The organism is Serratia sp. 3ACOL1 (genome assembly GCF_003668775.1).
Classification (GTDB): Bacteria; Pseudomonadota; Gammaproteobacteria; order Enterobacterales; family Enterobacteriaceae; genus Chania; species Chania fonticola.
The window spans coordinates 5,093,859-5,106,739 of the sequence record NZ_CP033055.1; the positions used below are offsets into that span (position 1 = coordinate 5,093,859).

General features: G+C 54.8%; 11 protein-coding genes and 1 pseudogene. 5 read left to right on the plus strand and 7 right to left on the minus strand.

All coding sequences use genetic code 11. The features are described from left to right. The first annotated feature begins 100 nt into the window (after positions 1–100). On the plus strand, positions 101–1,540 hold the full coding sequence (gene ascF, locus D9980_RS23135) for a PTS cellobiose/arbutin/salicin transporter subunit IIBC (protein ID WP_121608532.1): 1,440 nt from the start codon (positions 101–103) through the stop codon (positions 1,538–1,540). Between the two features lie 37 nt (positions 1,541–1,577). Then, a complete protein-coding gene (locus D9980_RS23140; RefSeq protein ID WP_024483386.1) occupies positions 1,578–3,008 on the plus strand; it encodes a 6-phospho-beta-glucosidase in 1,431 nt (476 codons plus the stop codon). Between the two features lie 75 nt (positions 3,009–3,083). Here the strand turns inward: D9980_RS23140 and potE are convergent, their stop codons facing one another. The 3 genes and pseudogenes from potE to speFL form a co-directional block, all read right to left on the minus strand. Next, positions 3,084–4,400: a putrescine-ornithine antiporter gene (gene potE, locus D9980_RS23145; protein ID WP_121608533.1), complete on the minus strand. Its 1,317-nt coding sequence runs from the start codon at positions 4,398–4,400 to the stop codon at positions 3,084–3,086. A 116-nt stretch (positions 4,401–4,516) separates the two neighbouring features. Beyond that, a pseudogene (speF, locus tag D9980_RS23150) lies at positions 4,517–6,678 on the minus strand (ornithine decarboxylase SpeF). Positions 6,679–6,963: 285 nt separating this feature from the next. Then, on the minus strand, positions 6,964–7,068 hold the full coding sequence (gene speFL / locus D9980_RS23155; RefSeq protein WP_112363015.1) for a leader peptide SpeFL: 105 nt from the start codon (positions 7,066–7,068) through the stop codon (positions 6,964–6,966). A gap of 429 nt (positions 7,069–7,497) precedes the next feature. On the opposite strand from speFL, the gene D9980_RS23160 reads away from it, so the two are divergent. The 3 genes from D9980_RS23160 to D9980_RS23170 all read left to right on the plus strand — a co-directional run bounded on the left by D9980_RS23160 (position 7,498) and on the right by D9980_RS23170 (position 9,717). Next, positions 7,498–7,929 (plus strand): YhbP family protein, encoded by a 432-nt coding sequence (locus D9980_RS23160; RefSeq protein WP_121608534.1) that lies wholly within the window; start codon positions 7,498–7,500, stop codon positions 7,927–7,929. A 30-nt stretch (positions 7,930–7,959) separates the two neighbouring features. Next, positions 7,960–9,015, plus strand: coding sequence for a DUF1176 domain-containing protein (locus D9980_RS23165; protein WP_284122086.1), 1,056 nt, complete (start codon positions 7,960–7,962; stop codon positions 9,013–9,015). Between the two features lie 66 nt (positions 9,016–9,081). Continuing rightward, positions 9,082–9,717: an NAD(P)H-binding protein gene (locus tag D9980_RS23170; protein ID WP_024483390.1), complete on the plus strand. Its 636-nt coding sequence runs from the start codon at positions 9,082–9,084 to the stop codon at positions 9,715–9,717. Here D9980_RS23170 and phnP read toward each other — a convergent pair. Genes phnP through phnL form a run of 4 tightly spaced genes read right to left on the minus strand, consistent with a single transcriptional unit; the run spans position 9,712 to position 12,871 of the window. Further along, the gene (phnP, locus tag D9980_RS23175; protein ID WP_121608535.1) at positions 9,712–10,461 is read right to left on the minus strand and encodes a phosphonate metabolism protein PhnP; all 750 of its coding nucleotides are present in this window, start codon (positions 10,459–10,461) and stop codon (positions 9,712–9,714) included. The two genes, D9980_RS23170 and phnP, sit on opposite strands and share 6 nt — an antisense overlap. Positions 10,462–10,479: 18 nt before the next feature. Then, complete coding sequence (phnN, locus tag D9980_RS23180; protein ID WP_121608536.1) at positions 10,480–11,034, minus strand: ribose 1,5-bisphosphokinase; 555 nt, start codon at positions 11,032–11,034, stop codon at positions 10,480–10,482. Continuing rightward, a complete protein-coding gene (gene phnM, locus D9980_RS23185) occupies positions 11,034–12,170 on the minus strand; it encodes an alpha-D-ribose 1-methylphosphonate 5-triphosphate diphosphatase (RefSeq protein ID WP_121608537.1) in 1,137 nt (378 codons plus the stop codon). Before phnM ends, phnN begins: the two co-directional genes overlap by 1 nt. Beyond that, entirely contained in the window at positions 12,167–12,871 is a 705-nt protein-coding gene (phnL, locus tag D9980_RS23190; protein ID WP_121608538.1) for a phosphonate C-P lyase system protein PhnL, read from the minus strand. Before phnL ends, phnM begins: the two co-directional genes overlap by 4 nt. Positions 12,872–12,881: the final 10 nt, after the last annotated feature.

Genomic DNA, 12,881 nt, shown 5'->3' on the forward strand with positions numbered 1-12,881 from the left:
AATCACAAAATAGACAATAAAAAAAATTATAGATTGATCTTCGATATGAATATCAACAATCCTGTGTGGAACCGGTTACCTATCAATGAGAGTTGTCCTCATGTCTAAGAATTATGCGGCGGTATCAAGATCGATAGTGGATGCAGTTGGGGGAGCGAGTAACGTCGCGGCGGTGACTCATTGCATGACGCGTTTACGCTTTGTGCTCAACGACGACACCCTCGTCGATGCCGTCAGGCTGAAGGCAATTGGTGGCGTACTGGGTGTGGTAAGAAGCGAAAATCAGTGTCAGGTGATCATTGGCAACACCGTTTCACAGGCCTATGCCGAAGTGTTGAAACTGTTGCCCGAAGGGGCGGTAGCCCAGCAACCGGCACCGGAAAAGAACAAGATCACTCTCAAACGTATCGGTGCGGGGATCCTGGACGCGCTGATTGGTACCATGTCACCGCTGATCCCGGCCATTATCGGCGGCTCGATGGTGAAACTGCTCGCCATGATCCTGGATATGACCGGCGTGTTCGGCAAAGGCTCCTCAACGCTGATTATCCTTAACGTCATTGGCGACGGGGCGTTCTTCTTCCTGCCGGTGATGGTTGCCGCTTCCGCAGCGGTAAAATTCAAAACCAATATGTCACTGGCGATTGCGATTGCCGGGGTACTGGTTCATCCCGCATTTATCGATCTGATGGCGAAAGCCGCGCAGGGCCAACAGGTTGAATTTATGGGTATCCCGGTCACGGCGGTGAAATACACCTACACGGTGATCCCGGCGTTGTTCATGACCTGGTTGCTCTCCTATATTGAAAGATGGGTCGATCGCATCACGCCAGCCGTGACGAAAAACTTCCTCAAACCGATGCTGATCGTGCTGATCTCTGCGCCGATCGCCATCTTGTTGATTGGCCCGCTGGGCATCTGGATTGGTAGCGGCATTTCCGCGCTGGTGTACACCATTCACAGCTATCTGGGGTGGTTATCCGTAGCGATTATGGGCGGGCTATGGCCGCTGCTGGTGATGACCGGGATGCACCGCGTCTTTACGCCAACCATCATTCAGACCATCGCGGAAACCGGCAAAGAAGGCATGGTGATGCCCTCTGAAATTGGTGCCAACCTCTCGCTGGGCGGTTCATCGTTGGCGGTAGCCTGGCGGACCAAAAACCCGGAGCTGCGTCAGACGGCGCTGGCCGCTGCGGCATCGGCGATTGTTGCCGGGATTTCAGAACCCGCGCTTTATGGTGTGGCAATACGCTTGAAGCGCCCGCTTATCGCAGCGCTGATCAGTGGTTTTGTCTGCGGCGGCGTGGCCGGAATTGCCGGATTGGCGAGCCACTCGATGGCCTCACCAGGCCTATTTACCAGCGTGCAGTTCTTTGATCCGGCCAACCCAATGACCATTGTCTGGGTGTTTGGCGTGATGATTTTGGCGGTGGTGCTTTCCTTCATCCTTACGCTGTTGCTGGGCTTTGAAGATATCCCGGTCACCGAAGATGCGGAAAGTGAAAAAGCCAAATCGGCGCCCGCGTTATCCGTATAACCTGTTGTAAAAATGCATATTTGAGAAGAGGTATCTTATGCCAGCATCTGTTTTCCCCGCAGACTTTTTATGGGGTGGTGCACTAGCGGCTAACCAGGCCGAAGGCGCTTATCTTGAGGGCGGCAAAGGGCTGACCACGGTTGATATGATCCCTCATGGCAAAGATCGGCTGGCAGTAAAACTGGGCCAGGAAAAGCGCTTTGAGCTGCGGGAAGACGAGTTCTACCCTAGCCATGTCGGCATTGATTTTTATCATCGCTATAAAGATGACATTGCCCTGATGGCAGAGATGGGGTTCAGCGTATTCCGTACTTCGATCGCCTGGAGCCGTCTTTTCCCTAACGGGGACGAAACGGTGCCGAATGCGGAAGGGATTGCTTTCTACCGCGACGTTTTCACCGAGTGCAAAAAGCACGGCATCGAACCGCTGGTCACGCTGTGCCACTTTGATGTGCCGATGCATCTGGTGCGGGAATACGGTTCGTGGCGCAACCGGAAAATGGTGGAGTTCTTCACCCACTACGCCCGCACCTGTTTTGAGGCCTTTGATGGGCTGGTGAAATACTGGCTGACGTTTAATGAAATCAATATCCTGCTGCACAGCCCGTTCTCCGGCGCGGGGCTGGTGTTCGAGCCAGGCGATAATCAGGAGCAGGTGAAATATCAGGCTGCGCATCATGAACTGTTGGCCAGCGCGTTAGCGACCAAAATCGCCCATGAGGTTAACCCGCACAATCAGGTTGGCTGCATGCTGGCTGGGGGCAATTTCTACCCTTGGTCCTGTAAACCTGAAGACGTCTGGGCTGCGCTGGAGAAAGATCGCGAGAACCTGTTCTTCATCGACGTTCAGGCTCGCGGCGCTTACCCGTCATACACCAAGCGTCTGTTTAAGGAAAAGGGTATCACTATAGCAATGGAGCCAGGCGACGGTGAGATCCTCAAAAACAGCGTCGATTTTGTCTCCTTCAGCTATTACGCCTCCCGTTGTGCCTCGGCTGAAATGAACGAGCACAACAGCAGCGCAGCCAACATCGTCAAATCGCTGAAAAACCCACATATCCAAGCCAGTGAGTGGGGCTGGGGTATCGATCCGTTGGGCCTGCGCATCACCATGAACATGATGTATGACCGTTATCAGAAGCCGCTGTTCCTGGTGGAGAACGGGTTGGGGGCGAAGGACGAAATCAATCCGCAGGGCGAGATCGACGACGAATACCGCATCAGCTATTTACGTGAGCATATCAAAGCCATGGCAGACGCTATCGAAGATGGCATCCCGGTGATGGGTTACACCTCCTGGGGCTGCATCGATTTGGTTTCTGCCTCTACCGGGGAAATGAGTAAGCGCTATGGTTTTGTCTATGTGGACCGCGATGATCAGGGCAATGGCACCTTGGCCAGAACCAGAAAGAAATCGTTTTACTGGTATAAGAAGGTGATCGCCAGCAATGGGGCGGATTTGAGTTAGCAAAATGGGCAGCGAAGTGCCCATTTAGACATAAACTTTATGGGCGCTGCATGCAGCGCCCTTTGTTATCAAATCTCACACCTTCTTCTCAGTCATCTCAAAGCGAGGTGAAACCAACCCATACAACGTCCAACCGAAGAACGTAGCAATAGCGCCCCACATCATCGCCTCTTCACCGGAACTGTACAGCGCATAGAAGCTATACAGCGCACCAATCACGGCAATCACGTTGGCAATACGCGCCTTGTTCTCCGGTACTTTGGCCACTTTCTGGATAATAATCAGCGCGGTCATCGACAGGATATACGGAATAATATTGGTCACTACGGCCAGGTTAACCAGCACGTTAAACTGCTTATTCAGCGACGGGCTGATGGTCATCAGCGACATCACGCTCTGAATAATCACGATGGTCAGCATGCCTTTAACAGGCGCATCTGATTTACTGACTTTAGAGAAAATTTTCGGGAAGAAACCGCTGTCGGCAGAGGATTTGAATACCTGGGCGATAGTGAACTGCCAGCCCAGCAGCGAACCCACGCAGGACATGATCATCAATGCCATGATGATTTTACCGACCGTTGGGTTGAACATATGTGAGAACGCCAGGCCAAACGGCGCGGTGGAGTTAGCCAGTTCCATATTTGGTACGATACCGGCGATCACGTTGGTAGAAACAATGTAGATCACTGCGGCACCCAGTGTGCCCCCGAGTACGGCGATAGGCACGTTACGTTCCGGGTTTTCTACCACATCGGTATTGGCACAGGCAGATTCAAGACCCAGGAAGGCCCACAGAGTCATCGAGATAGAAGACCCGATGGCTTCAAAGGTAGGCACCGCATGCGGGTTCCAGGCTGCTAGATAAGCGGTACCGCTGAACCAATACCAACCGATAATCGAGATGCCGACCACTGGGATAATTACCCCCCAGACGGTGATCCCGCTGATCTGCCCGGTGATGCGTGCGCCACCGAAGTTGGCAACGGTAGCCAGCCACAGCACGGCGATAGTGGCTATACAGATGCCCAATGGAGGCAGGGCAACGCCGAACAGTTCGGTGCCATAACCCACGGCAGAAATGGCGATGGCGATATTGGCGATCAGCAGCGAAACGCCGTAGGTGTAGTTGGCCATAAAGTTGCCGGATTTCCCGAAGGCATACTCGGCATAGCCGCCCATCCCGCCGGATTTACGGCTGAACATGCCGCATTTGGCAAACGCATAGGCCAGGGCCATCGAGCCTACGGCGGTCACCAGCCAGGAAACGATGGAAATTGTCCCCACTTCGGCCAGCTTGGTTGGCAGCATAATTATGCCGGATCCCATCATATTGACCGCTGTCAGGATCGTTAATTGCACAACCCCCATCTTATTATTGGATTTGCTCATGATTATTCTCACTTTTATATCCCTAGAATTTCGTGCAGCCGTATGATCTCGGATTGAAATTCGAGGAATATCTAAATATGTCTGGCGGCAAGAATATGCCGCCTCCCTGAAGTTAATTATGCTTTCATGACATAACCGTAAGCCCGGTTCCAGCCATCTTCATCCTGCTGGATATAAACGCCTTGTAATTCAGGGGCGAATCCCGGTAATAAATTAATCCCTTCTTCCAACGCCAGGAAATAGCGTTGAGCAGACCCCCCCAGATTTCCCCTGGGACTACGCACAGCACACCCGGTGGGTAAGGCAACGCGCCTTCAGCGGCAATGCGGCCTTCGGCTTTAGCGAGAGAAACCAGTTCCACCTTGCCACGGACAAATTCGGTATTGGCGGTTTGTGGATCCATGGCGACGCGTGGGAAATGGCTTTTACGGAACATTTCCTTCTGCAATTCTTTCACGTTGTAGCTGACGTACAGATCGTGCATCTCTTGGCACAGCTGGCGCAGGGTGTAGTTCTGGTAACGTTTTTCGTTGTTCTTGTACACGGTTGGCAGGACTTCACTCAGCAAAGAGTCTTGTTCAACGTGTTTTTCGAAGCGGGCAATCAGCGCCACCAGATGCTGCATTTTGGCGATATCTTCCGCCGGGGTGAGCAGGAACAGGATGGAGTTCAGGTCACACTTCTCCGGCACAATACCGTTTTCGCGCAGGTAGTTAGCCAGAATGGTGGCCGGGATACCAAAGCTGCTGTACTCGCCGCTGGCGGTATCGATGCCCGGCGTGGTCAACAGCAGTTTGCAGGGATCCACAAAGTATTGTGACTCTTCATAGCCTTCGAAGGCATGCCATTTTTCGCCTGGGACAAAGTTGAAGAAGCGCAGATCGTTGGCCATGGCTTCGGTGCTGTAGGACTGCCAAGGTTTACCGTCGATTTGCTCCGGTACGAAAGGTTTGATCATGGTGCAGGTGTCCAACAGCATTTTGCGTGACTCAATGCCGATGCGCACACACTCTTTCCACAGGCGTTGGCCGCTCTTGCCTTCGTGCATTTTGGCGTTCACATCCAGTGCGGCAAACAGTGGGTAGAACGGGCTGGTGGACGCGTGCAGCATAAAGGCGTTATTGAAACGCTTATGGTTGCAGTAACGATCTTGTCCTTTGATGTGTTTGTCTTTTTTATGGATCTGCGAGGTCTGTGAGAAACCGGCCTGCTGTTTGTGTACCGATTGGGTAACGATGATCCCCGGATCGTTTTCGTTCAGCTCCAGCAGCAGCGGTGAGCAGTCTTTCATCATTGGGATGAACTGCTCATAGCCGACCCAGGCGGAGTCAAACAGGATGTAATCACACAGGTGGCCAATCTTGTCGACGACCTGGCGGGCGTTATAGATCGTGCCGTCGTAAGTCCCTAGTTGGATAATCGCCAGGCGGAATGGCCGAGCATCGTTGGCGCGTTCCGGTGCGGTCTCACGGATTTGCTGGCGCAGGTAGCCTTCTTCAAAGCAGTGAGCGTCGATGCCACCGATAAAGCCGAACGGGTTACGTGCCGTTTCCAGATATACCGGCGTTGCTCCGGCCTGGATCAGCGCGCCATGGTGGTTGGACTTATGGTTGTTACGGTCGAACAGCACCAGATCGCCACGGCTCAGCAGGGCGTTGGTTACCACTTTATTGGAAGCTGAAGTCCCGTTCAGCACGAAATAGGTTTTATCGGCGTTGAACACCTTGGCGGCGTGTTTTTGGGCGTCACAAGGCGCGCCTTCGTGGATTAGCAGATCGCCCAGCTTAACGTCGGCGTTGCACATATCGGAGCGGAACAGCGTTTCACCATAGAAATCAAAGAACTGGCGGCCTGCGGGGTGTTTACGGAAGAACTCACCGCCCTGATGGCCTGGGCAGGCGAAGGTGGCATTACCCATCTCTACATATTGGGTCAGGGTATTAAAGAACGGTGGTAGCAGCTCGCTTTCATATTTTACCGCAGCGGCTTCCAGCTGTTTGCCGTAAAACTGAGTGTTCTTGCCACAGAGTTCAAATACGCCGTTCAGCGCCGGTAATACGGCGTTATCCAGTTCTTCTTCACAGCAGACGGCGACAAAGATCGGAATGTTTAAACCTGTTTCTTCCAACTGTGCCACCAGACCTTGCTGCACGTCTTCTACGGAAAGCACGATGGCGGCTACGTCATTAAAGTCGCTGTGGTGCACGTCGCTAATTTCACGCGTGGTTTCAAAGCAAGAGAGAGTTTTTTGGTTCGCTGCAATTTTTAATTTGTTCATTTTTATCATTCTTCAGGCGAAAATATCCCACCGGCAAATAAGGTCTTTGCCAGAAAATATTTTCGTTAAAATAAAGGTGTGCGTGAGCGTAATCATGTTCATCGAACATAATTAGGTTACGAGTTTATTTTGACGAAATGTTTTTGGTTCTTAAACGAGGTTGCAATTATGCCAGGTCCACTCTGTTTTTAAGCAAAACAAAGCGATACCGTCGCCATCAGGCGCAGGGAGGATCGTTGGCATAGGTCTAGCTGCAAGACGCAATAAGAACGCAGAGGAGGGAGTTTATCTGAAGTTAAAAAAGGCAAAGCTAAAGCAGCTGCGGTGAGCCATCATCATAATATGTGTAGTTCGTCGGATGTGAGCCATCTTTCTGTTGTTGTTTTCCATTTTCCATTTACCTATGGGTTTCGGACTTGGCGCTATTTTATCCCCTAAACACGGAAATAAAGTGATGAAGATCACGTTAATTGAGCGATTTCTACTTAACTATTCATTTTCTATGCATCAGAGTGAATAGCTATGAACTCTGCAACGAGGGTATATGTGAAGTAATTGCTACAAATGGAACCAGCGGACTGGATAAATTTGGCTTAGGCTAACCCAACCCCTGAAAATCGCTTTCAATATAAACAGGTAATAGCAGAAATAGAGCTAGGATGTTTTTTATTTGTTATTACTACGCTCAGGCTTGTCTTGCATAAAGATGCATGGATTGCTAATTAATATGCTATTTTTATGTTGAGCATAATTTGTCGCTAATTGTGACTGCCTTCAAATCTGCGGGTAAGATAGCGGAGGTGAAAAGGAGAACTTACGTTGAATCAGAGCGAAGATCGGCTGCACATTATCCGTTTTCTCAGTAAGCAGCATGTGCTCACGCTGTGTGCCGGTGATGGCACGGCGATGTGGTGCGCCAACTGCTTTTACGTATTCGATGCCGAGCGCATGGCGCTATGGCTGATGACCGAGCCGCACACTCGCCACGGCGAACTGATGCAACGCAACAATCGGATAGTGGGCACTATTGCGCCGCAGCCCAAGACCGTTGCGCTGATCAGAGGGGTACAATACGCGGGGGAAATCACGCTGTTGGCCGGGGACGAGGCGGAACTGGCCCGTACGCGTTACTGCAAACGCTTCCCGGTGGCCAAGGTGATGAAAGCGCCTATTTGGCAGATCGCGTTGCAGGAAGTGAAGATGACAGATAACACCCTGGGCTTTGGCAAAAAGCTGCACTGGGCACGTTGATTATCGAGCTGAATATTAAGGATAGATGGATTGAAAAACAACGAGATAGCCGCATTATCGCTACTGGCGGCATTGGTTTCCCCTGCGATGGCGCAAGACAGCGGCGTTTCCTTCGGCCATAAGAACTGGGAGCTGGCTTGTGACAACACCAATACCTGTCGCGCGGCGGGCTACGCTAATGAAGATGAGCCAAGCGCTTCGAACGGTTCGGTGCTGCTCACGCGCATTGCAGGCCCTGGCACCGTCCCAACGGGGGAAGTGACCTTGGCGGATTACGAAGAGGGTGATTCAGCCGCGGTGGCAAAGCTGACGTTATGGATCAACGGCAAGGCGGCTGGTGCGCTCAAACCGACCAAGTATGGAAACTGGAACCTGTCAGCAAGCCAGACTCTGGCACTGATCGGCGCAATCAAAGGCAGTGGCACGGTTGAATTTAAAGGCGGCCCCGCACCTTTCGTGCTGTCAGGAGAGGGGGCTTCGGCCACCTTATTGAAGATGGATGATGTGCAGGGGCGTATCGGCACGCCCGGTGCCCTGACTAAAAAAGGCGACAAGCCGGAAAGCAGCGTGCCAGCAGCCATTCCTGCCCCGGTGATCCAGGCAGTGAAGGTGCCCAAGGCGGTAGAACGCCCGCTTACGGCCCCTGAAATCGCTGCGCTGACCCCCAAACTGCTGGCAACGCTGCAACCGGATGATTGCGACCGCATGCAGTCCCCACAGGATAATGACGGTGCAAGCGAGGATGGCATCACGCTGACCCCGCTCGGCAATGGCCATGCTCTGATCACCGCCGTGTGTTGGCGGGCGGCCTATAACGAAGGTTACGGTTATTGGGTGATCGACAGCGCCCTGAAGCAGGCCCCGGTATTGGTGACCAATTCCGGCTCTGGCTATGATGAAGGGATAATCTCAATGGGGCAAAAGGGGCGAGGATTGGGCGATTGCTGGTCCACCGCCAGTTGGGTATGGGATGGCACGGCGTTCCGTCAAAGTAATGAGGCCACCACCGGCCTGTGCCGTTTAATCCATGCGGGCGGAACCTGGGATTTACCGACGTACGTCGCCGAGGTGAAGGCGGCGCAGTAAAGGAACTAGAGAGTCTCCACGGGCGGTTCTGTGCCTTGGGCAAACAGAGGGTGAGGAGGAAAACATATGGCACGGGTACTGATCACAGGCGCCAGCGGGCTGGTGGGGAGTGAACTGCTGCGTCTGCTGTTGGCAGATAGGCAGGTCACTTCGGTAATTGCCCCTACGCGTAAGGCGCTCCCGCCACACGCCAAATTGCATAACCCGGTCGGGGGTGATCTGCACGAGTTGTTGACGCAGTTGGCACAGCCGGTCGATGCGGTATTCTGCTGCCTGGGCACCACGCGCAGTCAGGCTGGGAGCGCAGAGGCATTCCGCCATGTCGACTATCAGTTGGTGGTTGAAACGGCCCTTACCGGGCAGCGCCTCGGCGCGCAGCATTGCCTGGTGGTGAGTGCTATTGGGGCCAATTCGAAATCCTTATTTTTGTACAACCGCACCAAAGGGCAGATGGAGCAGGCGCTACGTGCACAGAACTGGCCGCGCCTGACGTTGGTACGTCCTTCAATGTTGTTCGGTTCCCGTGCTGAGCCGCGTTTGTTGGAGCGACTCAGCCAGCCGTTGTTTGGCCTGCTGCCTGGCAAATGGAAGGGCGTTGCTGCCAAAGACGTGGCGCAAACGCTGCTGACACAGGCCTTCAGCCCAGGCAGCGGGGTCAAGATTTTAGAATCCGACCAGTTGCACTGCTCGCACCGTTTATAGCTCGACGCAGAGATTATCGAATGCCAGCTCCATGCCGGGCGGCAGTTCGTTGGCCATCAACCATAAATCGAGGTGATGGCTGATGTGCGTCAGCAGCGTACGCCGTGGCTGCAAGTGTTGCTGGATCTCCTGCGCGCGGGGCAGATCGTTATGATTACGCGGCGTCTGTGGCTGCGGCGGCAGGCTGCAATCCAACACCAGTAAATCGAGGGTGACCTGTTGCAGATAGCGTGTGGTTTCTGGCGGCAGGCCGACGGTGTCGGTCAGATAGGCCAGGGCTTTGCCTGGGGCCTGGACCAGATAGCCGTGGGTGAGTTTGGAGTGGATCAACGGCAACGGCGTGACGTGCAGCCCGCCTAATTCCACCGTTTCAAAGGGGTGTAACGGGGGTTGGAACGCCAGAATCCCAGGATGTTTGAACAGGTCGTCGCAACCCTGTTCATCGGCCGGGCCATAGACCGGGATCGCATTTCCGCACCCCCAGCGTAAAGGAAATAACCCCTGAACGTGATCCATGTGATAATGTGTCAGTAAAAAACGTTGAATTTCCCCCGCCGCAAAACGCCTTTCCAACGAGCTCAATCCCGCATCCAGTAACGTCGTTTCCCCCTGAAATTTGATCATTGCACTGCACGGCCGCCGCCGGAACGCCGGTTCACGCCGCGCCCGTTGGCACACCAAGCAGTCGCAGCCAAAGGCGGGCACCTGTTGTGCCCCGCCGGTACCAAGAAAGGTCAGTTGCATGTTGGTTTCCTCTTTTTATTACTGCATTGCAGGCTGCCCGGTGGTTAAGGCCAGTAGTGCGTCAAGGGTATGCCCGAGATCGCCATTGTTATCCAGCAGGTGGCAGCCAACCGGCAGGGTTTGCTGATAGCTGGCCGCCCGCGCCAGCCGTTGCTCGATCTGGATCGCGTTCTCCCGCCCGCGCTGTTCTAGCCTTTGGCGCAGCACCGCCGGGGAAACCTGCAAACAGACTGGCAGCAGTTGGGCACCGTAGCGTTGTAGCGCCTGTGGTAGATGAGCGCGGGATCCGTTGACCACCACGTCGATGCCTTGCAATAACCACAGATCGACCTCAATACCAAAGGCGTAATGGTGCTCATGCGCCTGCCAGTCCAGGGCGAACAACCCTTTGGCACGGCGGCGGAGAAACTCCTGTTCGCTCAGGGCGATATGGTTCTCGCAGCCAGCATTGGCCGGGCGGGTGATGTAACGGTGCGCCACCAGCGGCCCGGCACCGGTGGCTGCCCGCAGCCGTTCGAGCAGGCTGTCCTTGCCTGCTCCGGATGGGCCCATCAGGTAGATGAGATAGGCCATCAGAACACCTGCTTGCCCTGGCGCCAGACGTTTTGCACGTAGATATGCTCGCCGTGCGGCTTGGCCAATACCAGATCTGCGCGCAACCCCTCGGCGATCAGGCCACGATCCTGCAAGCCCAACGCCCGTGCCGGGTTGCGGGTGATCAGCTGTACCGCCTGCGGCAGGCTGAACGCGTTGCGATCGTCGTTTGCCAGACGAAACGCCGCATCCAACAGGCTGGCAGGGTAATAATCGGAAGAGAGGATATCCAGCACGCCAAGAGCCGCAAGATGATGTGCCGCCACGTTGCCGGAGTGTGATCCCCCGCGCACGATATTCGGCGCCCCCATCAGCACCTGCAAACCTTGCTGATGTGAGGCCCGAGCTGCTGCTTCGGTGGTCGGGAATTCGGCAATTACACTGCCCAGCGCACTAGATTCGCTGACGTGTTCGGCGGTGGCATCGTCGTGGCTGGCCAGGGCGATATTACGCGCCCGGCAGTGGGCGGCGATCGCCTCACGGTTTGGCGTAGCCCAGCGTTCTGACAGACCTATCTGCTCCACCTCAAATTCGCTCATCTGCTGGTCATTGAGGTGATATTTGCCCTGGTAGTATTCACGGTATTTCTCACGCGAGGCGAACTGCCGCTGACCCGGTGAATGGTCCATCAGCGATACTAAAGACACGCCCGGTTTATCCATCAGTTGTTCGAACAGCGGCAGGGTGCTGCTATGGGGCAGCTCGCAGCGCAGGTGCAGCCGGTGTTCGGCCCGGTTCACTCCGGCTCGCTGGCTGTAGATCACCGCGTCGATCATTTTTTGCAGGTTTTCCAGCCGGTGCCCGCCGTCGCGCACGTCACCGATCGCCACCGCATCCAGCACCGTAGTGATGCCGTTGGCGACCATCAGCGCGTCGTGGCTGCTCATGGCCGAATGCGCTGGCCAGTCCACGTTGGGGCGCGGGGTGAAAAACTTGTCCAGATTGTCGGTATGCAGCTCAATCAACCCGGGCAGCAACCAGCCGCCTTCGCCATCCAGCGCCTGCGGTAACTGGCTTGGGGTATCGGCAAAGCTGCGGATCACGCCGTCGGTCATTTCCAGTGAACCTGCAACGATCTGGTGTTCCAGCACCAGCTTGACGTTATTGATAATCATGGCGTCTCCAGAACCTTTGGGGCCTGCATGGTATGTAAACGGTCTGCCACCTGCTGACGGGTGCCTGCGTCGTGGAAAATACCGACGATGGCTGCGCCACGCTGTTTGGCCTGTTCGATCAGGTTCACCACCGCCGCGCTGTTGCGGCTGTCGAGGGAGGCGGTCGGCTCGTCCAGCAGCAGGATGGGGTAATCCTTGATAAATCCACGGGCGATATTCACCCGCTGTTGCTCACCACCGGAGAAGGTCGAAGGGGCCAACTGCCACAGGCGCTGTGGCACGTTGAGCTGGTTGAGTAGGGCTTCGGCACGTTCACGGCATTCGCTACGCTCAACGCCGGATTCCAGCAACGGTTGCATCACCACTTCCAGCGCGCTGATACGAGGTATCACCCGGAGAAACTGGCTGACCCAGCCGATGGTGTGGCGGCGCACAGCCAGGATCTGGCGAGCCTCGGCCTGAACCAGCTCCAGCCAGTCGTTTTGGTGATGGATCCAGATCTTGCCGCTGTCTGGCAGATAGTTGGCATACAGCGAGCGCAGCAGGGTGGATTTCCCGCTGCCGGAGTGGCCGTGCAGCACCACGCATTCGCCGCTGCTGACGGTCAGGTTGGCATCTTGCAACACCGGCAGGCGGGTGCCGTGCTGTTGGTGCAGGACAAAGGTCTTACTCAGGTGTTCAACCCGGATTTTAATTGTCATTATCTCACCT